Below are 23,823 nucleotides of genomic sequence, written 5' to 3' on the forward strand. Positions count from 1 at the left end.
TTAGCATATTAGTAAGCATATCAAATTAAAGTATGGGAAAAAACTTTGAATTATCATCTAATTTAAAGAAGTATTTTGGATTCGAGCATTTCAAGGGGAATCAAGAGCCTGTAATTCAAAATATACTAGATGGGAACGACACATTTGTGTTGATGCCGACAGGAGGAGGGAAATCACTCTGTTACCAACTACCTTCATTGATGCTGGAGGGTACCGCAATCGTTATATCTCCACTTATTGCACTGATGAAAAATCAGGTTGATGCAATGAGAAACTTCGGAGAGGATGATGGAATTGCACATTTTCTAAATTCATCCTTGTCTAAATCAGCAACTTTAAAAGTTAAGGAGGATGTATTAGAAGGGCGTACAAAGTTGCTGTATGTAGCACCTGAATCTCTAACAAAGGAGAGTAATATCGAATTTCTAAAACAGGTTAAGATTACATTTTATGCAGTGGATGAGGCTCACTGTATATCGGAATGGGGGCATGATTTCCGACCAGAGTATAGAAAAATAAGACCTATTGTTAATGAAATTGGAAATGCACCTATAATTGCTCTAACGGCAACGGCGACTCCTAAAGTGCAACATGACATCCAAAAAAATCTTGGCATGTTGGATGCAAAGGTTTTTAAATCTTCATTTAATAGGCCTAATTTATATTATGAGGTACGTCCAAAGATAAATGCTACCAAAGAAATAATAAAGTTCATAAAGGGCAATCCTGGTAAGTCGGGAATTATATATTGTTTGAGTAGAAAGAAAGTTGAAGAGTTAGCAGAAACTCTACTGGTAAATGGAATAAAGGCTGTGCCATACCACGCGGGTATGGATTCCACTACAAGATCTGGAAATCAGGATAAATTTTTGATGGAAGATGTTGATGTTGTAGTTGCAACTATCGCTTTCGGAATGGGAATTGATAAGCCAGATGTTCGGTTTGTTATTCATTATGACATACCGAAAAGTTTGGAAGGTTACTATCAGGAAACTGGAAGAGCAGGACGTGACGGTGGAGAAGGTCGCTGCATAACGTTCTATAGTTACAAAGATATTCAGAAACTTGAAAAGTTTATGCAAGGTAAGCCAGTTGCTGAGCAAGAGATTGGGAAGCAATTATTAATGGAGACTGTTTCGTATGCAGAGTCTGCTGTTTGCAGAAGGACAGTTCTTTTGCATTATTTCGGGGAAAAACACAACGAGGATCATTGCGGAACTTGTGATAATTGCTTACATCCGAAAAAAGAATTCCAGGGAGAGCAGTATGTAGTCAAAGCGCTAAATCTGGTTAAAGAAGTTAAGGAAAGATTTAAGGTTGATCATCTGGTTAATATCTTAATTGGATCTCAGAATTCGGCCATAAAATCTTACAAACACGATCAACTTGATTTGTATGGGAGTGGAGATGAAAAGGATGAGCACTTTTGGAATATGGTATATCGTCGAGCGCTTATCAATTCATTTATTGAAAAAGATATTGAGCAATATGGAGTGATTAAGATGCGACCGGAAGGGGATAAGTTTATTGAAAACCCATTTCCCTTTATGTTGACTGATGATCATGATTTTGAAGGGGTTGATGCGGAGGCGCCCAAAGGTAGTGGCATTGCAGTAATGGATGAAGAACTATTATCAATGCTAAAAGATCTTCGAAAAAGGGTTGCCAAACAAAAGGATGTGCCTCCCTATGTGGTTTTTCAGGATCCTTCTTTGCAAGAAATGTCTATACATTACCCAACAACGATTGAAGAGTTGGGTCATATTCATGGAGTCGGAGCTGGAAAAGCCAAACGGTTTGGAAAAGATTTTGTTGCCCTGATCAGTAAACATGTTGAGGAAAATGATATTGAAAGACCACAAGATATGGTGGTGCGTATGGTCGCTGATAAATCGAAATTCAAGGTATATATTATACAAAGTATCGATAGAAAGTTGGATCTTGAAGATATTGCTGAAGCAAAGGGAATGGACTATGAAGATTTGCTAAAAGAGATGGAGGTAATTGTCTATTCTGGTACAAAACTCAACTTAGATTATTACGTTGATGAAGTTATCGATGAAGATAAGCAAGAAGAAATTCTGGACTATTTTTACGAGGCCGAAACAGATAATATTGATGATGCCCTTGATGAACTGGGAGAGGAAGATTATTCTGAAGAAGACATACGTTTAATGAGGATCTTGTTCCATTCAGAAAATGGATTGTAAGGATGAAAATCAAACTAATAATAATGGGCTGTAAATTTACAGTCCATTATTATTGTATAATTTCAGATCGTTTAAATATTTTGTTTTCATCAAAGAGTTTTCGATAAGTGTAATGAGTTTTGTATACTTCTGCGCCAATGTGTTTCATTAAATGGCTCATTCTTGGATTAAAATCACCAATCCAATTCATTTCCAAGGTTTTAAATGGGAACTTTTTGTCAAGGCTTGATTTTGAGAATTCATAAATCATGGCAGCTTCAATTCCTCTTTTTTGGAATTCTGGCACAACACCAAATATCAGACCAATGGCATTCTTATTTTTTTGAAAATATTTGTAAAAAAGAAATCTAAGCTTACCAAACAAATTAATTTTACCATTAATGTGCTGTAAATATTCATTCAAATCCTGTATCATGATAAAAAAGCCAATGGGTTGATTGTTGTGATAGGCAAACCACATTAATTTTTCATGAATAATTGGTTTTAGTTCATCGAAAAGAGTTTTTGTTTGGTGTTCTGTGATTCCCTCTATTCCAGGAATTTCCTTTATCCACGCTTCATTGTAAATCTGAACAAAATCTTTAATGAATTGTTTTGTTTTAGATTTTAAAAAGTGTTTCACTCTATAATTTGGATTTTTACTTAATCTTTCGGCTTTCCACTTTATGATATCGCTTAAGCTATCTGGAGAGAAAATGGTTTTGTAAGTAAATTGCTTAAAGTAAACCTTGAAACCATAACTTTCAAAGAAACTTTTATAGTAAGCCTTGTGGTACGGCATGTTGTAAACAGGTCGATGTTCTCCTTCTACTTGCAATCCCCACCACTGATGTCTTTCTCCAAAATTTATTGGCCCATCCATCGCTTCTATTTTTCTCTTTTGAAGCCAGTTCTTGCAGTGATCAAAAAGAGTAAATGCTGCCTCTTTATCTTCGATACACTCAAAAAAACCTATGCCTCCTGTTGGTTGATCGCTTAAATCTTTGGATTTGTGATCGATAAATGCAGCAATGCGGCCAATAGTTTCATTCGAACTGTTGATGATGATCCAGCGACAGCATTCTCCATGTTGAAACATCTTATTTTCGTTGGGATTAAAGATATTTTCAATTTCAAAATCGAGAGGTCTTATCCAGTTTTTTTCATTTTGATACAATCGAACAGGCAATTCGAGGAATTCCTTCCTTGTTTTATGATCTTTTATCTCAATGATTGTAAAACGTCCCATTTAAGCTTAAGCTTGGTTTTTGATTAATTCTTTTTTATTTGCAAAGGGAAGGGCAATTACAGAAAGTGCTCCAACAATTATGATCATGGCAGTTTGTGCCCCGTGAACCACCAAAGCAAAACTTCTTGACATGCTCTCAATGTTTTGAACTTCAGGGAGGTAAACAAGCAGTGTGCCAATTACCATAAAATGCCATGCTCCAATTCCACCTTGAACGGGTGCAACCATTCCTAAAGCACTCATCACAAACACCGTTAGTCCCGCCAAAGCTGGAAGGTTTGAAGTGAAGCCAAAACTAAAGAAACAAATGTATGTCATTAGGTAATACATCAGCCAAATAAACACTGTGTGCAAAACAAATGGCCATTTGTTCTCAATTTTTTTGATGGTTCTAAAACCATCCATGAAATTTATTAGAGTTTGATCTATTTTTTTAAAAACTCTAGTGTGTTTAAATTTCTTTCTAAGTAACCAAACGGTTAGAATGATCGCAAATAAAGTATATAAGGTGTATGCGGAGGCAAAGATATTGGATAGTTTTGCACTTACCTCAGGGTTGTTGCTGAAGAAGTTAGCGATAACTGAAAATTGAGTTGACAATGCAATCAAAAGGAAAATGAAAAGCATAATGATGTCTAAAACGCGTTCGAGTACCACAGTGCCTACCAATTGAGAAAAGGAAATTTTTTCATATTTACTGATGATTCCACATCTTGAAATTTCTCCCATTCTGGGCAGGGCAAGGTTAGCAAAATAACCAACCATTACGGCAAGAAAAGTATTAACTGTGCGTGGTTTTTTACCAAGTGATTCTATTAGTAAATTCCACCGGATGGTTCTGCTGATATGACTTAATAGGCCAAAGAACAATGATAGTACTATCCAGTAATAATTAACGTCATTTTTGATAGTGTGAAGCAGTTCAGAGGCATTTTGGTCACGATATGTGATCCAAAATAAAAGCGCTCCTATCGAAAAGAAGATTAAAAATTTAAGAGTAATTGCAAGCTTTTTCTTCAATTTGAATATTTTTAATGTTAGAATTTTTCCTAAAAAAACTAACAATGATTAATTTTTTAGTGCGAATACCGACTTATTCGGTATTAAGTCCTAATTTTACCGAGCGTTAAAATAAGCTACAAAAATAAGTAAATGTTTGTAATCTCCTTTTAAAAGCTTCTGAATTTAACTTCTGTTAATCTTGGGGGCAATTATAAAAAGAGAATAAAAAAGATATGTATGGAATACGTTAGGGCGAAGAAAAATCTGGGGCAGCATTTCTTAAAAGATCTCAATATTGCAAAAAAAATTGTAGCAGGCTTGCAGGCTGATAATATTTCCAAAGTTTTGGAAGTTGGTCCGGGAATGGGAGTTCTGACTCAGTATCTATTAAAAGATGACAATTTTGAGACTCATGTTGTGGAAATTGATACGGAATCTGTAGCTTATTTGCAAGAGAATTACCCAGAATTATCGGATCGAATTATTGAGGAAGATTTTCTGATGTATGATTTATCATCTCATTTTCATGAGCCTTTTGCTGTGATAGGAAATTTTCCATATAATATTTCTTCCCAAATTTTTTTTAAGATCCTAGAAAATCGTAATCAGGTTCCTGAAGTAGTTGGAATGATTCAAAAAGAAGTTGCCGAACGCATGAGTGCCAATCCAGGGAATAAGATCTATGGGATTTTGAGTGTCTTGATGCAGGCGTTTTATAATATCGAATATTTGTTCACGGTAAGTGAAAAAGTATTTGATCCACCTCCAAGAGTAAAATCTGCAGTAATTAGAATGGTACGCAATTCCACTGCTAATTTAGATTGTGACGAAAAATTATTTTTTCGAGTCGTAAAGACGGGGTTTAATCAACGCCGTAAAACATTACGAAACTCCTTGAAACCAATCTTATGCGAAAATAAACTTGAAGATGAATTAATGTCGAAAAGACCTGAACAGTTAACTATTACTGAGTTTGTAAGTTTAACAAATAAAATTCAGGGGGTATTGAATGTGCAGTTAAACGAATAAAAGTTACACCTAAAAATTTTTGTTATGCAATTTGAATTGACTCGCAAATATATCGATGAAGTAAAAAGAGTTATCGAAGAAAAGAATGAGGCGGAGGCAATTGGATTAATGGAAGAATTGCATCCAGCTGATATTGCCGAAATCTATGATGAATTGAGTATTGATGAGGCAAAATTTCTTTATCTGCTTCTTGATGGAGATACCGCAGCCGATGTTTTGGCAGAGCTTGAAGAGGATGATAGAGATCGCTTTGTGAAAGCTCTTCCCGCAGAGGTAGTTGCTAGAAAATTTATCGATAATATGGATTCGGATGATGCTGCTGATGTTATTGGTGGTTTGTCTGATGAGAAACAAGAGGAAATACTTTCACACATAGAGGATATTGAGCAGGCTGGTGATATTGTAGATCTTTTGCATTATGATGAGGACACTGCTGGTGGTCTTATGGCCAAGGAGCTTGTAATTGTTAATGAAAACTGGACGGTTTTAACTTGTTTGAGAGAATTGAGTCGTCAGGCTGAAGATATTGATGAGATTTACTATGTGTATGTTGTTGATGATGATGGTATTCTAAAGGGAACTCTTTCATTAAAGAAAATGATTTTGAGCTCAACTTCAGCTAAAATTATAAACATTTATCAGCCAGATGTAATGTCGGTTCATACTGATGCTGAAGATGAGGAAGTTGCTTTGATTATGGAAAAATACGACCTTGTAGCGATTCCGGTTGTTGATAGTATTGGAAGACTTATGGGACGAATCACGATTGATGATGTTGTAGATGTAATTCGGGACGAAGCTGAAAAAGACTATCAAATGGCTTCTGGTCTTACTGAGGATGTAGAGGCTAGTGACTCTATCTGGCTTCAAACCCGGGCGCGATTACCATGGCTTTTAATTGGGCTTTTAGGTGGTATTTTTGCGGCAATGGTTATATCTGCTCATGAAAATGGGCTTGAACATACACCTGAATTGGCATTTTTTATCCCGTTGATAACTGCGATGGGTGGTAATGTTGGCGTGCAGTCATCAGCAATAATTGTGCAAGCCATTGCAAATAACTCATTGGGTTTTGAGAGTACATTTAGCAGAATATTAAGAGAACTGGCCGGAGCCTTAATAAATGGCTTAACATGCTCTCTAATCCTTTTTGTAGGAGCATATTTTCTCACCGATAATTCAGTGGAGTTAACATTGTCTATCTCGGTAGCATTGTTTTCAGTAATAATATTTGCTGCGCTTGGGGGAACATTAATACCATTAATGCTGAATAAAGCCAAGATTGATCCTGCTGTTGCAACAGGACCATTTATTACAACATTAAATGATATTGTTGGTTTATTCATTTACTTGACCATAGGAGCTTATTTTTTAATGACTCTATAGCTAAAATTGTTTCTTATTTCTTTTGGCTGCAAAGCGATCAATTGGGGATATAAAAATATTGACCAGAAAGGAATTTCTATGGTCGGATTTCTTTTAGGTTTTTCTTAACTTTGCATGGGGTTATTCGAGACCTTGTAAATTACTGGAAGTTAGATATTTGCAATGTCAATAAACCAGAATTGTTTTTTCGTAAGAGAATTTAATCTATACCATTTTATAAAATATCTCCAAAAAATAGAATTATGAAGAGAGCTCTAATAAGTGTTTTTGATAAAACTAATGTTGTTGAGTTTGCAAAAAATCTAACCGAACTGGGTTGGGAAATTATTTCCACCGGTGGAACATCTTCAAGATTTAAAGCAGAAGGAATTTCGGTTATGGATATTTCGGACTTGACCAAATTTCCGGAATGTTTCGATGGTCGTTTAAAAACCATACATCCGCATGTAGAGGGAGGAATTCTTGCCATTCGGGATAATGAAGTTCATCAAAAACAAATGGTTGAGTTGGGTATCGCTCCAATTGATATTGTAGTTTGTAACCTTTATCCATTTAAGCAAACTGTTTTAAACCCGAAATCAAGCCATGAAGATATCGTTGAGAATATTGACATAGGTGGTCCAACCATGTTGAGAGCTGCTGCAAAGAACTGTAATTTTGTTTCAGTGATTACCGATCCTGAGGATTATACCAAAGTAATTGCTGAGTTAAAAGAATCAGGAGATACAAGCCATGAAACAAAAGAATATTTGGCAGCGAAAGTTTTTGAACACACAGCACATTACGATGCATTGATTTCTGGATATTTTAATAAAAAACTGAAAGTAAAATCGCCAAAAACTTTAACACTTACATACGAAAAGAAACAGGATTTACGTTACGGTGAAAACCCGCATCAGAATGCAACTTTCTACACTCAAATTCAGGAGACAGAAGGTACATTAACTGCTGCGAATAAAATTCACGGTAAGGAATTATCGTATAACAATATTGGAGATGCTGATGGAGCATTGGAAACATTGAAAGAATTCGATGAGCCAACAATTGTAGCTGCAAAGCATGCGAATCCATGTGGAATTGGTAGTGCTGATAGCATTTCTGAAGCATTTCAGAAAGCTTATGATGCCGATCCGGTTTCAATTTTTGGAGGAATTGTAGCAGCTAACCGTGAAATTGACAAGGCAACTGCCGAAATCATGAGCGGAATCTTCCTGGAAGTAATTGTTGCTCCGTCATTTAGCAAGGAAGCTCTTGAAGTATTAACCAAGAAGAAAAATTTAAGACTTTTGGAATTGCCTGAGATCCTAAAATCAGATTATACTGCAATGAAAGGCAAAACTGTATTGGGTGGATTATTGGTTCAGGATCAGGATCAGAAACTGATTGGAGAAGAACTAAAAGTAGTGACCAAAAGACAACCATCTGAAAAAGAGATGGAGGATTTAATGTTTGCATGGAAGACAGTGAAACATGCAAAATCGAATGGTATTGCCTTGGCAAAAGACAAAACTTCAACTGGTGTTGGGCCAGGACAGGTAAGTCGAATCTGGGCTTTGGAAAATGCAATTCGTCAGGGAGCAGAAAGAATTCAGGGAAGCGTAATGGCTTCTGATGCATTCTTACCATTCTCGGATTGTGTTGAAGCAGCTCATAAATCAGGTGTTACCGCTATTATTCAGCCAGGAGGATCAATTAGGGACGAAGATTCAATAAAAGCTGCTGACGAATTCGGTATTGCTATGGTGTTTACCGGAATGAGACATTTTAAACACTAAAGAATTTGCTGGTTCGGATATGGAATTCCTACTGTATCCGAATTGCAACATTAAAAAGATAACAGAGATATAGCTACCATATGGGATTATTTTCATTTTTAACTCAGGAGATTGCTATTGATTTAGGTACTGCTAACACAATCATTATTTGTAATGATAAAATTGTTGTTGATGAACCTTCGATAGTAGCTCTTGATCGCCGCACCGAAAAAATGGTTGCGATTGGTGAGAAAGCTCGCCAAATGCAAGGTAAAACACACGAAGATTTAAAAACCATTCGTCCGCTGAGGGATGGTGTTATTGCCGACTTTAATGCGGCAGAGCAGATGATACGGGGGATGATTAAGATGATTAACAAAAAACCTCGTTTATTTCCTCCTTCATTAAGAATTGTTGTGTGTATTCCTTCGGGTAGTACCGAGGTAGAGATGCGTGCAGTACGCGACTCCTCGGAGCATGCAGGTGGTAGAGATGTCTACATGATTTACGAGCCAATGGCAGCTGCTATTGGTATCGGAATTGATGTGGAAGCTCCGGAAGGAAACATGGTAGTTGATATAGGTGGTGGTACTACCGAAATTGCAGTTATTTCATTAGGAGGAATTGTTACCAATAAATCCATTCGTATTGCGGGCGACGATTTAACTGTTGATATTCAGGAATACATGCGTCATCAGCACAATATTAAAATTGGGGAAAGAACAGCCGAAGAAATTAAGATTCACGTAGGATCAGCGTTGTCAGAGCTCGAAGATCCACCAGCTGACTTCCGCGTTCAAGGTCCAAATCAAATGACAGCGCTGCCAATTGAAGTGCCTGTTTCATATCAAGAGATTGCCCATTGTTTAGAGAAATCAATCTCTAAAATTGAAATTGCAATTTTAAGTGCTTTAGAGCAAACACCACCAGAATTGTATGCGGATATTGTAAATAGAGGGATCTATTTGGCAGGAGGAGGAGCATTGCTGCGTGGGCTTGACAAGAGATTAACCGATAAAATTAATATTCCATTTCATATTGCTGAAGATCCATTGAGAGCGGTAGCGCGTGGAACGGGAATAGCCCTTAAGAATGTTGATAAATTTTCGTTCCTGAGAAGATAATCGGGGACGAAAGCATGTGTTATAGTCAGGAATTGATTTTCGAATGAAGAATCTGTTGCACTCTATTGTACGATTTCACTTTACGATCTTATTTATTGTAATAGAATTTTTTTGTTTGTTATTATTGGTCAACTATAATAACTATCAGAAATCACAATTCCTGAATTCGAGTAATGCCATTAGCGGAGGCATCTACCAAAAGGTATCCTCTATCACTGACTATCTTTCTTTGGTCAAGATGAATGAAGAATTGAATCGCGAAAATGCCAGGTTAAGAAATCTTTTGAAATCATCTTACTCCTTATCGGCTGATTCTTCTTTTTCCTTTACCGATACAATTTACAAGCAGAAATACATCTATCGTACTGCTAAAATTATTAACAACTCTGTTAATAAACAGTTGAATTATATCACGATTGACAAAGGAAAAATTCATGGAATTGAGAGTGAAATGGCAGTTGTGACAGATCATGGTGTAGTTGGAGTAGTGAAAAGTGTTTCCAATAACTTTTCTTCGGTGATATCACTTTTAAATAATCGCCTTAGAGTTTCTGCAAAGTTAAAGAGAAACAACTATTACGGCTCATTAATTTGGGATGGAATTGATTACCGAAGAGCGCAGCTAAAAGACATTCCTTTTCATGTAAATATTGCCAAAGGAGATAGCATTGTTACCAGTGGTTTTTCTGCTATATTTCCAGAAGGTATTCCGTTAGGTGTAGTTGATGAAGTTCTGTCAGCATCGGGAAGTAATTTTCAGGATGTAAAAGTATTGCTTTCCAACGATTTTAAAAGCATTTCATATGTGAAAGTGGTTAGTGATTTGATGAAAGAAGAGCGATTAAATATTGAGGAGGAGGCATTAGAATGAATATCATCTTAAAAAATATCATCCGCTTTGTAGTTTTGATTCTAATACAGGTAACGATCTTGAATAACATTCAGGTAAGTGGATTTGTGAATCCGTATATGTACATTCTGTTCATCTTATTATTGCCATTTGAAATCCCCAATTGGCTACTATTACTACTTTCCTTTTTCCTTGGCTTTTGCATTGATGTTTTTTGCGGAACATTTGGAATGCATGCATCGGCTTGCGTTTTTATGGGATATATCCGTCCTTATATTCTGAATTACTTGTCGCTTCGCGATGGGTACGAGGTAGGAACATTCCCTGGGGTTGCTCATTTCGGATTTGGCTGGTTCTTTAAATATGCGCTAAGCTTAATTTTTGCTCATCATAGTTTCTTGTTTATTATCGAGTCATTTTCTTTCGCTAACTTTAGTGAAACTATGATGCGGATCATTTTCAGTACATTTTTCTCCTTAACTTTAATACTTACTTCTCAGTTTTTAATGTTCAAAAAATAGATCAACAATAGATAAATGAATAATTTCTCAAATCGGATATATGTAATAGGAGGAATCTTTGTACTTGTTGTGCTGATTTTTATGATCAAACTATTTAATCTGCAAATTCTAGATGATTCTTATAAATTATCGGCAGAGAATAATTCTCAGCGACAAGTAACTCAGTATCCGGCGCGTGGATTAATTTACGATCGTAACGGGAAACTTTTGGTATATAATCAAGCGGTATACGATGTAATGATTATTCCAAGGCAAGTACATGTTTTCGATACGCTAGATTTTTGCCATCTACTTGGAATTGAAAAGAAAGATGCTATTAAAAAACTGGGAAAAGCAAAGAAGTATTCTTATCGCAAAGCATCTGTTTTTTTGAAGCAGTTGTCATCGGAACGATACGCTGTTTTGCAGGAGAAACTTTATAAGTTTCCGGGATTTTTTGTTCAACCAAGAACACTGAGAAAATACCCTAGAAAGAGTGCTGCGCATACTTTGGGTTATTTAAACGAAGTAGATAACAAAGAAATTAAAGCTGATCCATATTATAGTCAGGGCGACTATATTGGTAAAAGTGGAATTGAACTGACTTATGAAAAAGCATTAAGAGGAGAGAAGGGGAAAAAAATATATTGGGCTGATGTTTACAACAGAATAAAAGGATCTTATAGAGAAGGTAAGTTTGATAAACAGCCGGTTTCAGGAAAAGATTTGGTAGCTACTCTGGATATTGATTTGCAGGAGTATGGCGAACTTTTGATGCAGAATAAAAAAGGAGGTATTGTGGCTCTGGAACCATCAACAGGTGAGATTTTAGCAAAGATATCCAGCCCAGATTACAATCCGGACATGCTGGTTGGCAGGGAAATGGGAAGAAACTACTCAACTTTGATCCGAAATGATAGTTTAAAACCTCTTTTCGATAGAGCTTTAATGGCTCAATATGCACCAGGATCAATTTTTAAAATGATAAATGCCTTAATTGGCTTGCAAGAAAAAGTGATTAGTCCCTTTACACGCTTTGAGTGTCATGGAGAATATCGCGTGGGGTCTTTTAAAATGGGTTGTCACCATCATGTATCGCCTCTGGATTTACGGCATTCTATCATGCATTCCTGCAATACCTATTATGCTTATACATTTCGCTATATCGTTGAATCTCCAAAGTTTGGCTCTGTAAATAATGGTTACGATGTTTGGCGAAATCATGTAATGTCATTTGGTTTAGGGCAGACTTTGGGAACAGATTTACCCCATGAAAGAAAAGGGAGTATTCCGAACCTTGATTACTATTTAAAAAAATACAGACGAAAAAATTTACGTGCCTTGAATATAATTTCAGTGTCAATTGGCCAGGGGGAATTGTTAATTACTCCGATGCAAATGGCAAATATGTGTGCTGCTATTGCTAACAGAGGGTATTTTTATACCCCGCATATCATAAAGTCGGTTGGTGAAGAAAAAGAGATTGCTAAAAAGTATACTGTAAGACATGAAACAAGTATTGATTCGTCCTATTTTCCACCTGTAATTGATGGCATGGAAATGGTAATTATAGGTGGCGAAGGAAGTACGGGTGGATTGGCAGCAATTCCCGGAGTTAGGGTTTGTGGTAAAACAGGAACGGTGCAAAATCCTCATGGTGATGATCATTCTGTATTTATAGCATTTGCTCCTCGCGAAAACCCAAAAATCGCAATTTTGGTCTATGTAGAGAACGGAGTTTGGGGATCGAGATATGGAGCACCAATTGGAGGCTTAATGATAGAGAAGTACATTCGCGGAGATATATCGGTTAGCAAAAAATGGATCGAGAAGCGCATGTTGGAGGCTGATCTGATCCACCAGCTTGATGAGGAGAAGAAAATTTCAGAATCTAGTAATCATTAGAAAGAAATATGACCAGAAGAGTAAGTTTGCTAAAAAATGTAGATTGGTGGACAATTTTATTATACACAGTTCTTGTTTTTTTGGGGTGGATAAACATTTACGCAGCGGTTTATAACGAAGAGTATCAAAGTATTTTTGATGTTACCCAAAGATATGGAAAGCAGCTTATGTGGATTGCTGCCGCAGTGGTACTGGCAATAGTTATTCTGATAATTGAGAGTAAGTTTTACTCGGCATTTGCTTATCCTACCTATATCTTTATGATTTTTCTTCTGGTAGCAGTGCTTGTGTTTGGGCGCGATATTAAGGGAGCGAAATCATGGTTCGAATTGGGACCAATTCGTTTTCAACCTGCCGAATTTGCAAAATTCGCCACTTGCCTTGCCATTTCGAGATACCTTACTCAGTATAATTTTAAAATACACAATTTAAAATCCCTCCTCATTTCTTTCATTATTTTATTCACACCAATGATATTGATTGTGCTACAAGGTGATGCCGGATCGGCTTTGGTATATTCTGTTTTTATTCTGGTACTTTATAGAGAGGGGCTTTCTGAGATTGTTTTGTTTTTGGCTTTTTTGGCTGCTCTCTTATTTATATTTACACTTATTTGGCAAAAGTTTACCGTGCTTCTTATTATTGTCTGTGCAAGCCTTTTAATGTCGAAGGCAAATGGACTTAAGTGGCTGGCATTTGCGAAGGCACTTGGTATGATTGGAATTGGCTTTGTTTTGGTTTGGTTAGTTGGTAAGGGCATAAAAATTGAATTGTCTAATTATCTGATTTTATTAATTTCTTTAGCTCTTAGTGCAATTCCATTTTTTGTACATACATATAAAAACAAATTAATGCATGTTGCATGGATTATATTCATTGCTATAGCAAGTATCTGTTATACATTTTCGGTAGGATATATTATCGAGAACATATTAGAGGTTCATCAACGAACAAGAATTAACGAGTTTTTAGGCATTGAATCTGATCCATTTGGTGCAGGATATAATGTGGCTCAATCTAAAATAGCAATAGGTTCTGGCGGATTTTCCGGCAAAGGCTTTTTAAATGGAACGCAAACTAAATTTAAGTTTGTACCCGAGCAAAGCACCGATTTTATTTTTTGTACAGTAGGCGAAGAATGGGGCTTCTTGGGTTCAAGTGTTGTATTGCTTCTTTTGCTTACGCTGATTTTGAGATTGCTCTTTTTGGCAGAGCGTCAACGTTCTTCATTTAGTCGTGTTTATGGATATGGAGTGGCCTGTATCCTATTTTTTCATCTTGCCATTAATGTTGGCATGACAGTTGGTCTGGCACCTGTAATCGGGATCCCCTTGCCATTTTTTAGTTATGGAGGCTCATCTTTATGGTCATTTACAATTTTACTTTTTATTTTCCTTCGTTTGGATGCCAATCGTTTGGAGTTGCTACGTTAATATTGTGCGCGCTCTTTACGTAGTCCAACACCTCATTCATAAATATCTTAAATTCATCCTCAAATTCCAGGTAATGATTTTTTAGGGTTTCAATAGCAAAGTTCGAATTATCAGGTAAACTGGTTCTTTTAGCCATTATGTCCAGTGCATTTTGCAAACCAGCAAAGCTTGCATAGCTCTCAAGCCTTCTGCTTTGAATCAAAAAAGGGAGGAACATTTTTACACGATGAGGCAGCAACAAATAGTTTTTAACCAAAACTTCATGCGATTGATTAACGAAGTTTCTGATTGGATTGATATGGTAACTATTCCAGTTCTCAGCTAAGAAATGATCGTATATAACATCAACAACAACACCTGAATATCTTCCAAAACCTTCTTTTAATCTTTGAGAACTTTTGCTTATAAGCGGATGTTTATCCGTAAAGTAATCTATATTTCTGTGTAAGATGATCCCTTTCTGAATTTCCGGGTGATAGTTCAGATACTTCTTGCCTTTGATAGAATCACCTATAAAGTTTCCCACCTTCACCTTGTCAGAATTGCCTGATAAATATAAATGCGCTAAAAAATTCATTTCTCAAAAATACAAAAAGCTATTTACACCAGTTTTATAAAGAAACGAGCCAGATATACATGGCGATGATTATTTTGATCTTGCGGCTTCCATCTGGCAAATTAAAAATATAAGTAGATGAACCTGAGAAGTAAATATCAATTATTTTGATTCATAATTGGTGTTCCTGCTAAATTTACTTTTCATCTGGATGACAATTAACTCATTAGGATCAAGAACAATGCTACCAAACATGAGAACGCTGCCTTTTAGCAAGAATACCCCGACACTACGAATTATTACCTTGTCTTTATGCTTACGCTGACTTTATACATTGGAAATTTGCCGCCGCACATCAGTTCATATTCACGCATTGTACTGATACTGGTTTGGAATATTGTCTTGGCATAAAATTATGGCGATTTGTTTTATAAAACTACTGTAAGCGTAACTGTCAAGATTCAGAACACTGTGAATACCTTTATGAATGGCATTGTAGGATCGGAGCCTTTCAAAAAACGCCTAAACTATATAAGAGCCTTGCAGCTACACTCAAATTGGGCGTCGTTGCTGACAAAAGAATGAGAATGATTTCATGGTAGTTTTTGGAATAACTAAATAAGTTACGTTTAACTGAATTTAATGTCAAGTTTTTTTTCTGTGTTAAGCAACATTCTAGAAATAAGGAATTAAAAGCTTGTCAGATTAGCTAAATTCCTTTAAAGTAATAATTTTAAAGGTTCAGACAACTAAAATTATTTTTAAACTAAAGAAAGAGAAGTTATGGCTAAGAAAAATGTTATTATTGTTGGTGCGGCCGGTCGTGATTTTCACAACTTCAACACTTACTTCAGAGACAATTCAGAGTATAACGTAGTAGCGTTTACAGCTGCTCAAATTCCAGACATCGATGGAAGAAAATATCCAGCTGAACTTGCAGGATCTTTGTATCCAGAAGGAATTCCTATTTATACAGAAGATGATCTGCCCAACTTAATTAAGGAGTTTTGTATTGATGATTGCGTTTTCTCTTATTCTGATGTGTCGTATAAGAAAGTGATGAATGTTAGTGCCATTGTTAATGCTGCAGGAGCTAACTTTAAGTTATTAGGTCCGGGTGATACAATGATAAAAAGCCATAAGCCGTTAATTGCTGTAGTAGCCACCCGAACAGGTTGCGGCAAATCACAAACATCTCGCAAGGTAATTGAAGAATTGATGGCTAAAGGACTAAAAGTAATCGCAATTCGTCATCCAATGCCTTATGGCGATTTGGTTGCTCAAAAAGTTCAGCGTTTTGCCACAGTTGAAGATTTAAAGAAACACAAATGTACTGTTGAGGAAATGGAAGAGTATGAACCACATGTAACAAGGGGTAACGTAATATATGCAGGAGTTGATTATGAAGCAATTGTGCGTGCTGCAGAAGAGGATCCCGATGGATGTGATGTGATTCTTTGGGATGGTGGGAATAACGATTTCGCATTTTATAAGCCTGATTTAACCATTACCGTAGCCGATCCTCATCGTGCGGGAGCAGAATTGAGTTATTATCCTGGCGAGGTAAATTTAAGAATGGCAGATGTTGTAGTAATTAATAAAATGGATTCAGCGGCTCCCGAGGGTATTCAAGAGGTTAGAGAAAGCATTTCATATGCTAATCCTAAAGCTCAAGTTGTTGATGGCGCATCGCCAATTAGCGTTGATGATCCTGAAATGATACGTGGCAAACGTGTTTTAATTGTGGAGGATGGACCTACATTAACGCATGGAGAGATGAAGATTGGTGCAGGGACAATTGCTGCTCGTAAATTTGGAGCTGCTGAAGAAATAGATGCACGCCCATATTTGGTTGGTAAGTTGAAAGGAACTTATGAAATCTATCCAGAGATTGGAAACATTCTACCAGCAATGGGGTATTCCGATCAACAATTAGCAGACCTTGAAGCCACAATTAATGCTAGTGATTGCGATGCTGTTGTGATAGGTACACCAATAGATTTGAATAGAATTATTAATATCAAAAAACCAAATACTCGTGTTTACTATGATTTAGAAGAGATAGGATATCCTAAAATGTCACATATCATCAAGCAGTTTATAAAAGATCATAGTTTAATAAATGAAACCGTTGAGTAATTAAAAAATAAATAAAAGTTGAACCAGGGGAATCAGAAAGTATCTGTTCCCCTTGTTCTTTGTCTAGTTACGTTTGTTATGAAATAGTTTAGTGAATGAAAACCTTTTTACATTATTCGAGTATAAAGTCTTTTAATTGCCGTTGTGCAAATTGGCAATAACCGACTATTACTAATAAATTACACTTTGAGAATTTATTTATGAACGACTCGATGCTGCTAGGACTTGTTCAGAATGCTTCATTACTATTTAGTTTTAGCATTCTTTACGAATACATGTGGGTAAATAAAGCAGAAATAAAATCATTATTACGGAAAGTAGTAATTGGCTGCATTATAGGTATTATTGGTATCATTTTAATGATGACCTCTTGGAAGACAACAACTGGAATTGTATTTGATACCCGATCAGTAGTTTTATCCATATCGGGTTTATTTTTTGGCGCATTGCCTACTATTGTTGCAATGATTATTACTACAGCATACCAGTTGTTTATGGGCGGCGATGGAGTATTAATGGGAGTTGCTATGATTATCTTTTCCGGTAGCATTGGAATGATTTGGAAATATAAGTTTCTAAAAACCGATAATCAACTAAACTGGATTGAATTACTTTTAATGGGCTTTGTGGTTCATATTATTGTGTTATTTTGCACGTATCTTTTTTCTGCAGAAGAGCTTAATTCGACTTTATCCTATCAAATATTGCCAGTTCTTACATTATTTCCAATCGTAAACATGCTGTTGGGTTTGTTTATGAATCGTCAATTACAAAATGTAAATAATAGAAAAAACTTGTCAACTGCCAAAAAAAAGTATTCAAGGTTGTACGAAAGCATGTCGGATGCTTATATGGTAATGGATATCGACTTAAATATTTTGGAATGCAACAAAGCTTTACAACAGCTATTGGGCTTTTCAGAGGAAGAACTACTTAAAGTCAATTGTAAGGATATAACACCTAAAAAATGGTTAAAAGTTGATGAAGAAGTTATAAGTAATGAAGTTTTAAAGAATGGGAATTCTAAAGTATACGAAAAAGAATGTCTGAAAAAAGATGGAGGGGGCATACCAATTGAAATAAGAGTTCATCTTTTAAAAGATGAATACGAAAAACCTAAAGGTTATTGGGCGATTATTAGGGATATTAGTCTTCGAAAAAATGCTATACAGCAGATATATAATGAGAGAGCTAGATTAGAAACCATTCTGGAAACAGTTCCCGAAATGATTTGGTTGAAAGACTGCAAGGGTAAGTATCTTAATTGTAATAAAAATTTTGCAGATTTTATTGGAGTAAAAGAGGAAAGCCTTATAGGTCATTCGGATCATGACATTTATAAAGGGAAAGAGATTGCAGATTTTTACTATAAAAAGGATTTGGAGGTGATTGAATCAGGCAGCACTATTCGATTTGTTAATATCGCAAATTCTGCCAGATCGGATAAGGAAATTCTCACCGAAACCATTAAAACGCCCATGTACGACTCAAAAGGTGAAATCGTGGGTGTACTGGGTGTATCAAGGGATATAACGGAAATAAAGAAAGCGGAAGAGGAACTTAGACAAGCAAAAGAAAAAGCAGAAGAATCAGATAAATTGAAGTCTATTTTTTTAGCAAATATGAGTCATGAAATTCGTACTCCAATGAATGCTATTATGGGATTCACCGAGCTTATAATAGATTCGGATATTGAGCAGGTAGAAAGAATGCAATATGTAAATATCATTCAACAATCAGGAAGTAGATTGCTGCAGATTATAGATGATATTGTGGATCTTTCGAAATTAGAGATGAATCAAATTGCAATTAAGAAGTCAGATTTTAATTTAGTTGATCTAATTAAAGAAAGTATTGATATCAATAAAAATAATGAACTCATTAAAACCAAACCCAATTTAAAATTAGCCTTTAAGGTAAACCCTATGCTTGCCGATTTAAAATTGTATTCGGATGGCAATAGAATTCAGCAAATCTTGGATAATCTGATTGATAACTCGATTAAATTTTCAGAATCTGGTACGGTTGAAGTAGGATGCAACTTAATTAAAGAAGATGAACGTCATTTCGTTGAGGTGTATGTAAAAGATGAAGGGATTGGAATTCCGGAAGACCGACATGAGATTATTTTTGAGAGGTTTAGGCAGGGAGATGAAGAGCATTTTATTGATGGAACAGGTCTTGGATTAAGTATCTGCAAAGGTTTGGTTGATTTGTTGGGCGGGAAAATCAGGTTTGAGTCGGAGTTTGAGATAGGCAGTACATTCTATTTCACAATTCCTGTTGACAAAGCTCAAATCAGCCAAGTAATAGCCTATTCAGAATCATTGGATTACTACTCTAAATCAAAGAAAATTTTGGTGGCCGAGAATGATTATAATTCTTTTCTGTATGTAAAAAAACTATTAGTCCAGGAAGGATTGGAGGTGATTTATGCTGAAAATTGCAGTGATATGCTAGAGAAGGTGAAAAGTCTAAGCCCGGATTTATTGATTATGGATTTAAATATTCCCGGGAAGAATACTATGACTTGTTTGAATGAAATTACCAAATCAGAAAAGTCAATTAAGATTATTGCTCAAACTGCTATGGTATTAAATGGAGAAGAAGAGCGATGCTTTAAAGCAGGTTGTCATGGGTATATTACCAAACCGTTTAGCAAGGAGAAATTGTGTAGCGAAGTACGTAAGGTGCTGACATAGTTCTATTTTTTTGTAGCGATAGCATCGGCAATGGTAATGCTAATTATTCCCAATATTGTTAAGCATCCACCTAAAAGTTGATTTATGCTCGGCAGCATACCCATTAAAAGAAAAGTGCCGGCAATAATAAAAATACTTCTTGAAGTTCCAATTAATGTAGTGATGGAAGCATCAACAAACTTTAATGATGCATAAGTGAGCAGTACTCCTAAAAAGGGGCCTAAAAGTGAACCAATTGTGATGTATAAAACGGATGCTACTGTATAATTTGGCAACTCCAGCTTTATTAGTAAGTAGGAAGTAAATCCAATAAATAGGAATAAATTTCGACATACGCTTATCATTGTGGTGGGGATATTTTTAATTTCTGATCTTGCCAAAACAAGACTTATTCCATAAAACAATGCAAATAGCAATGCACTAATGCTTGCTGGTGTTAAGAGAATCTGAATGTTAAATCCTGCATTATTGATGTTCATGATAAACACACCTGCCAAGCTTATTGCAATTCCCATAATTGAAAGCAATCCATATCTGATATGGTAAAACAGGAATCCGATAAGAACTACAAAAATAGGACTTGTGTTAGCCAAGAATGATACAATGGCAGGATTTTCGGTAAGTTTTATGGATAGAAAAAATGATGTAATCGATATGAATTCAGATACCCCTATAAGGAATAAGATTTGTTTTGATTTTGAAGGCAAGCTTTTTAGTCTGATACGTTTTGTAAACAATCGATTGTAAATGATATTATAGACTACAGCAAGACCAAACCAAAGTACACCAAAGGATGGTAAGTTTATGTCATTTAATGCCAATTTGCTAAACAAAAAAACATTTGAAAAGCTAATGGTTGCCGCTAGTGCTAAGGCAATCCCTTTGTATTTGGTTTTATTTCTCATTTATATGGAAGAATTGGAACAAAAGTACCCAAAATATGGTGATTTCAACCTGCATATAGCGCAAGAACAATTATAATTGATATATTCGCTTGCATGGAATTGAATTTGATATTGGCAGCCTTAGCAACTTATGTTTTGAATATCCCTTTTGGGTTTGTGCGTCAAGCATTTAAGAAGTACTCCTTGATGTGGTTTATCTCCATTCATGCGCCAATACCTTTTGTAGTTTTGTTTAGACATCTTTTTGGGCTTGGTTTTGAACTTTATACCTATCCGATAATGCTTACTGCTTTTTTTCTTGGACAACTTACAGGCAAAAAAATCAGAATTTATTTCGATAGTAAAAAGCTACAGCAAGAAGCAGAAATTACATACACAGATGATTAACGCATGCTAAGTTTGGAAATGGGTTCTGCTATTTGCTGGTAAATACCTGAATTAACAATACGAGTTTGAGTTAGTGCGTACCCCTTGCAGGTGCGAAGGAGTGTTTGCTATTCGAGAAACAGAATAAAAACTGTTTCCCTTGGAGCATAAAAAAGACCAGTATAAGAACTGGCCTTTAGAATATTATCAAATTGCAATTTATAATCTTTCTTTGATTTTTGCTGATTCTTCTTCGAATCCAGGTTTTTCAAGTAATGCAAACATGTTGCTTTTGTATGCTTCAACACCCGGCTGGTCGAATGGATTTACATCTAAGATATATCCACTTATACCACAGGCAACTTCAAAGAAATAAAGCAATTCTCCCAAGTAAAACTCGTTTAGCTGAGGTATTTCAATTTTAAGGTTGGGAACACCTCCATCAACGTGAGCCAATTGAGTTCCCAATTCAGCCATTTTATTCACTTCATCAACACGTTTACCAGCAAGATAATTCAACTTATCCAGATTGTCTTTGTCTTCTGGAATAAGAACTGTGTGATTCGGCTTGTCAATAGAAATTACTGTTTCGAAAATATTTCTTTGTCCTTCCTGTATGTACTGACCCATTGAATGAAGATCACTTGTAAAATCTACGCTTGCGGGGAAAATGCCTTTATTCTCTTTTCCTTCACTTTCACCGTAAAGTTGTTTCCACCATTCAGCAACATTGTGAAGTTTAGGATTGTAGTTTGCTAAAATTTCAATGCCTTTTCCTTTTTGGTATAAAGCATTTCTTGTTGCAGCATAAAGCAATGCAGGGTTTTCTTCAAAAGCGGCAGCAACAGTATAATCTTGCATCGATTTAGCACCATCAACCAAGGCCTTGATATCATGACCGGCAACAGCAATTGGTAGCAAGCCAACCGGAGTTAGAACCGAGTAGCGTCCACCAACATTATCAGGAATAACGAAAGTTTTATAACCTTCCTGCTCAGCAAGAGTTCTAAGAGCACCTTTCGATTCGTCGGTGATGGCAACAATTCTGTCACGAGCCTCTTCTTTTCCTACTTGTTCCTCTAACATTTCTTTCAACAATCTGAAAGCAATAGCTGGTTCTGTAGTGGTGCCTGATTTTGAAATTACACAAATCCCAAATTCAATACTTTTCAGTATGTCTGTTAATTCGAATAAGTAGTCTTCGCTGATGTTTTGCCCCGCATAAAGAACCAAGGGATTTTCGTCTCCGGCATTTAGCTGATCGAAACTGTGCGCTAGTGCATCGTTAACAGCTTTAGCACCAAGGTACGAACCTCCAATACCTATAACTACAAGCACTTCAACTTTGTCTTTTAATGATTTTGCAGTGGTTTCGATATCATTTAGTTCAGCTTCGGTAATTCTTGAAGGCAAATCAACCCAGCCAATAAAATCATTCCCTTTTCCGGTTCCTTCATGAAGGGAAATAAGGTGTTTTTTACTGCTTTCTTCAAACCTTAAAATCTCTTCCTTACTAACAAAATCAAGAGATTTGTCGATACTCAATTTAATGTGTTCCATTGTGTAGAAATTAAGCCTTACATTTTGCCATTATCCGAACCGAACCCCTCCAATTAGTTTGATAGTAACAGAATGTAAAAGTTGTATTTTAAATAGTTAATTTTTACAATAATCAGCTGTAAAAATACAGCTAATATTTAAGTCTAACGTAAATCCTCTGTTAATAATTTCACCTCAATTGTAGGAGAAATTCGTTCGTATAGGATGTTGTAAACCGCCATTGTAATAGGCATATTTACATTGTAATCATCGTTTATTTCTTTAATACATTTAACGGCGTAATAACCTTCGGCAATCATATGCATTTCCAATTGAGCTGATTTAACTGTATAACCTTTCCCAATCATCGTTCCAAATGTACGGTTTCGACTAAATTGCGAATAACAAGTAACCAATAAATCTCCTAAATATGCCGAGCTTTTAATATCTCTTGTGATTGGCCGCACTGTATCTACAAAGCGTTTAATTTCTTGAATTGCGTTTGAAATTAACACTGCTTGAAAGTTATCTCCGTATCTAAGGCCATGGCAAATTCCGGCAGCTATGGCAATAACATTTTTAAGCACGGCTGCATATTCAGTACCATAGATATCATCCGATATGGTTGTTTTGATGTATGGGCATTCCATATTTAATGCCAAGGAGCGAGCTTTTCTTGTATCCTGACAGGCTATCGTAAGGTATGATAATCTTTCCATTGCAACCTCCTCGGCATGGCAAGGACCTGAAATTACACCAATACTATCTAAGGGTACATTGTAGTGTTCATTAAAGAATTCACCAATAATCATGTTTTCATCAGGAACAATACCCTTAATTGCAGAAACAATATATTTATCCTCTAAGTTGACTGTTAATCTTTTTAATGCATTTTTTAGAAAGGCCGATGGAACTGCAAATATGATTACATCCGAATTCTTAACTACTTCATCCAAATTGTTATAGAATTCAATCTGATCTATGTCAAATTCAACTCCTGTAAGGTATCTCGGATTATGGCTAAGTTGTTTAAACTGTTTTATGGTTTCTGCATTTCGCATGTACCAGTTCAGTTTAAGCTCATTTTCGCGAAGTATTTTTGCGATTGCTGTTGCCCAACTACCACCACCAATAATTGCAATTCTTGACGATTCGTTCATATAATATTGCTAAGTCTGTTTTAAATAGAGAGTTG

At 35.9% G+C, this 23,823-nt stretch carries 18 protein-coding genes; 12 read left to right on the forward strand and 6 right to left on the reverse strand.

What is annotated here, in order from left to right; translation table 11 throughout:
- Positions 1 to 32 precede the first annotated feature (32 nt).
- Positions 33 to 2,210, forward strand: a complete 2,178-nt coding sequence (gene recQ / locus ACO05S_RS10790) for a DNA helicase RecQ (protein ID WP_421918022.1) — start codon at positions 33 to 35, stop codon at positions 2,208 to 2,210.
- Positions 2,211 to 2,259: 49 nt separating this feature from the next.
- Here the strand turns inward: recQ and ACO05S_RS10795 are convergent, their stop codons facing one another.
- Together ACO05S_RS10795 and ACO05S_RS10800 are read right to left on the reverse strand one after the other, a co-directional pair.
- Complete coding sequence (locus ACO05S_RS10795) at positions 2,260 to 3,438, reverse strand: hypothetical protein (protein ID WP_421918023.1); 1,179 nt, start codon at positions 3,436 to 3,438, stop codon at positions 2,260 to 2,262.
- Between the two features lie 6 nt (positions 3,439 to 3,444).
- Entirely contained in the window at positions 3,445 to 4,458 is a 1,014-nt protein-coding gene (locus ACO05S_RS10800; RefSeq protein ID WP_421918025.1) for a lysylphosphatidylglycerol synthase transmembrane domain-containing protein, read from the reverse strand.
- Between the two features lie 219 nt (positions 4,459 to 4,677).
- Between ACO05S_RS10800 and rsmA the strand changes: the two genes are divergently transcribed.
- The 8 genes from rsmA to rodA all read left to right on the forward strand — a co-directional run bounded on the left by rsmA (position 4,678) and on the right by rodA (position 14,421).
- Positions 4,678 to 5,469 (forward strand): 16S rRNA (adenine(1518)-N(6)/adenine(1519)-N(6))-dimethyltransferase RsmA, encoded by a 792-nt coding sequence (gene rsmA, locus ACO05S_RS10805; protein WP_421918026.1) that lies wholly within the window; start codon positions 4,678 to 4,680, stop codon positions 5,467 to 5,469.
- Positions 5,470 to 5,493: 24 nt separating this feature from the next.
- The gene (gene mgtE / locus ACO05S_RS10810) at positions 5,494 to 6,855 is read left to right on the forward strand and encodes a magnesium transporter (protein ID WP_421918027.1); all 1,362 of its coding nucleotides are present in this window, start codon (positions 5,494 to 5,496) and stop codon (positions 6,853 to 6,855) included.
- Between the two features lie 242 nt (positions 6,856 to 7,097).
- Positions 7,098 to 8,630 carry a bifunctional phosphoribosylaminoimidazolecarboxamide formyltransferase/IMP cyclohydrolase gene (gene purH, locus ACO05S_RS10815; RefSeq protein ID WP_421918028.1) on the forward strand — a complete coding sequence of 511 codons (1,533 nt, stop codon included), beginning with the start codon at positions 7,098 to 7,100 and terminating at the stop codon, positions 8,628 to 8,630.
- Positions 8,631 to 8,710: 80 nt separating this feature from the next.
- Positions 8,711 to 9,733, forward strand: coding sequence for a rod shape-determining protein (locus tag ACO05S_RS10820; RefSeq protein WP_110361167.1), 1,023 nt, complete (start codon positions 8,711 to 8,713; stop codon positions 9,731 to 9,733).
- A 43-nt stretch (positions 9,734 to 9,776) separates the two neighbouring features.
- Positions 9,777 to 10,604 (forward strand): rod shape-determining protein MreC, encoded by an 828-nt coding sequence (gene mreC / locus ACO05S_RS10825; protein WP_421918029.1) that lies wholly within the window; start codon positions 9,777 to 9,779, stop codon positions 10,602 to 10,604.
- A complete protein-coding gene (locus tag ACO05S_RS10830; RefSeq protein WP_421918030.1) occupies positions 10,601 to 11,104 on the forward strand; it encodes a rod shape-determining protein MreD in 504 nt (167 codons plus the stop codon). The genes mreC and ACO05S_RS10830 overlap by 4 nt, the downstream gene beginning before the upstream one ends.
- Positions 11,105 to 11,119: 15 nt before the next feature.
- Positions 11,120 to 12,988: a penicillin-binding protein 2 gene (gene mrdA / locus ACO05S_RS10835; RefSeq protein WP_421918031.1), complete on the forward strand. Its 1,869-nt coding sequence runs from the start codon at positions 11,120 to 11,122 to the stop codon at positions 12,986 to 12,988.
- Between the two features lie 8 nt (positions 12,989 to 12,996).
- Positions 12,997 to 14,421: a rod shape-determining protein RodA gene (rodA, locus tag ACO05S_RS10840; protein WP_421918032.1), complete on the forward strand. Its 1,425-nt coding sequence runs from the start codon at positions 12,997 to 12,999 to the stop codon at positions 14,419 to 14,421.
- Here rodA and ACO05S_RS10845 read toward each other — a convergent pair.
- Positions 14,375 to 14,998 (reverse strand): ACP phosphodiesterase, encoded by a 624-nt coding sequence (locus tag ACO05S_RS10845; RefSeq protein WP_421918033.1) that lies wholly within the window; start codon positions 14,996 to 14,998, stop codon positions 14,375 to 14,377. The genes rodA and ACO05S_RS10845 overlap by 47 nt on opposite strands.
- A 762-nt stretch (positions 14,999 to 15,760) precedes the next feature.
- On the opposite strand from ACO05S_RS10845, the gene ACO05S_RS10850 reads away from it, so the two are divergent.
- Both ACO05S_RS10850 and ACO05S_RS10855 read left to right on the forward strand, forming a co-directional pair.
- Positions 15,761 to 17,116 carry a cyclic 2,3-diphosphoglycerate synthase gene (locus ACO05S_RS10850; protein WP_421918034.1) on the forward strand — a complete coding sequence of 452 codons (1,356 nt, stop codon included), beginning with the start codon at positions 15,761 to 15,763 and terminating at the stop codon, positions 17,114 to 17,116.
- Positions 17,117 to 17,316: 200 nt separating this feature from the next.
- Entirely contained in the window at positions 17,317 to 19,818 is a 2,502-nt protein-coding gene (locus ACO05S_RS10855; protein ID WP_421918035.1) for a PAS domain S-box protein, read from the forward strand.
- 2 nt (positions 19,819 to 19,820) lie between these two features.
- Here ACO05S_RS10855 and ACO05S_RS10860 read toward each other — a convergent pair whose 3' ends face one another.
- Complete coding sequence (locus tag ACO05S_RS10860; protein WP_421918036.1) at positions 19,821 to 20,723, reverse strand: DMT family transporter; 903 nt, start codon at positions 20,721 to 20,723, stop codon at positions 19,821 to 19,823.
- Between the two features lie 93 nt (positions 20,724 to 20,816).
- On the opposite strand from ACO05S_RS10860, the gene ACO05S_RS10865 reads away from it, so the two are divergent.
- Entirely contained in the window at positions 20,817 to 21,110 is a 294-nt protein-coding gene (locus ACO05S_RS10865) for a hypothetical protein (protein ID WP_421918037.1), read from the forward strand.
- Positions 21,111 to 21,308: 198 nt separating this feature from the next.
- Here ACO05S_RS10865 and ACO05S_RS10870 read toward each other — a convergent pair whose 3' ends face one another.
- Both ACO05S_RS10870 and ACO05S_RS10875 read right to left on the reverse strand, forming a co-directional pair.
- Positions 21,309 to 22,649 carry a glucose-6-phosphate isomerase gene (locus ACO05S_RS10870; RefSeq protein WP_421918038.1) on the reverse strand — a complete coding sequence of 447 codons (1,341 nt, stop codon included), beginning with the start codon at positions 22,647 to 22,649 and terminating at the stop codon, positions 21,309 to 21,311.
- A gap of 143 nt (positions 22,650 to 22,792) precedes the next feature.
- Entirely contained in the window at positions 22,793 to 23,788 is a 996-nt protein-coding gene (locus tag ACO05S_RS10875) for an NAD(P)H-dependent glycerol-3-phosphate dehydrogenase (RefSeq protein ID WP_421918039.1), read from the reverse strand.
- Positions 23,789 to 23,823: the final 35 nt, after the last annotated feature.

Source organism: Marinifilum sp. (genome assembly GCF_965230805.1).
Classification (GTDB): Bacteria; Bacteroidota; Bacteroidia; order Bacteroidales; family Marinifilaceae; genus Marinifilum.

Bases quoted from the DNA above. Each gene is read 5' to 3' on its own strand.
- ACO05S_RS10850 (WP_421918034.1), top strand. From the start codon at position 15,761: ATGGCTAAGAAAAATGTTATTATTGTTGGTGCGGCCGGTCGTGATTTT.
- rodA (WP_421918032.1), top strand. From the start codon at position 12,997: ATGACCAGAAGAGTAAGTTTGCTAAAAAATGTAGATTGGTGGACAATT.
- ACO05S_RS10860 (WP_421918036.1), bottom strand. From the start codon at position 20,723: ATGAGAAATAAAACCAAATACAAAGGGATTGCCTTAGCACTAGCGGCA.
- ACO05S_RS10795 (WP_421918023.1), bottom strand. From the start codon at position 3,438: ATGGGACGTTTTACAATCATTGAGATAAAAGATCATAAAACAAGGAAG.
- ACO05S_RS10830 (WP_421918030.1), top strand. From the start codon at position 10,601: ATGAATATCATCTTAAAAAATATCATCCGCTTTGTAGTTTTGATTCTA.
- purH (WP_421918028.1), top strand. From the start codon at position 7,098: ATGAAGAGAGCTCTAATAAGTGTTTTTGATAAAACTAATGTTGTTGAG.
- ACO05S_RS10875 (WP_421918039.1), bottom strand. From the start codon at position 23,788: ATGAACGAATCGTCAAGAATTGCAATTATTGGTGGTGGTAGTTGGGCA.
- mrdA (WP_421918031.1), top strand. From the start codon at position 11,120: ATGAATAATTTCTCAAATCGGATATATGTAATAGGAGGAATCTTTGTA.
- mreC (WP_421918029.1), top strand. From the start codon at position 9,777: ATGAAGAATCTGTTGCACTCTATTGTACGATTTCACTTTACGATCTTA.
- ACO05S_RS10865 (WP_421918037.1), top strand. From the start codon at position 20,817: ATGGAATTGAATTTGATATTGGCAGCCTTAGCAACTTATGTTTTGAAT.
- ACO05S_RS10820 (WP_110361167.1), top strand. From the start codon at position 8,711: ATGGGATTATTTTCATTTTTAACTCAGGAGATTGCTATTGATTTAGGT.
- ACO05S_RS10870 (WP_421918038.1), bottom strand. From the start codon at position 22,649: ATGGAACACATTAAATTGAGTATCGACAAATCTCTTGATTTTGTTAGT.
- mgtE (WP_421918027.1), top strand. From the start codon at position 5,494: ATGCAATTTGAATTGACTCGCAAATATATCGATGAAGTAAAAAGAGTT.
- ACO05S_RS10855 (WP_421918035.1), top strand. From the start codon at position 17,317: ATGAACGACTCGATGCTGCTAGGACTTGTTCAGAATGCTTCATTACTA.
- rsmA (WP_421918026.1), top strand. From the start codon at position 4,678: ATGGAATACGTTAGGGCGAAGAAAAATCTGGGGCAGCATTTCTTAAAA.
- recQ (WP_421918022.1), top strand. From the start codon at position 33: ATGGGAAAAAACTTTGAATTATCATCTAATTTAAAGAAGTATTTTGGA.
- ACO05S_RS10845 (WP_421918033.1), bottom strand. From the start codon at position 14,998: ATGAATTTTTTAGCGCATTTATATTTATCAGGCAATTCTGACAAGGTG.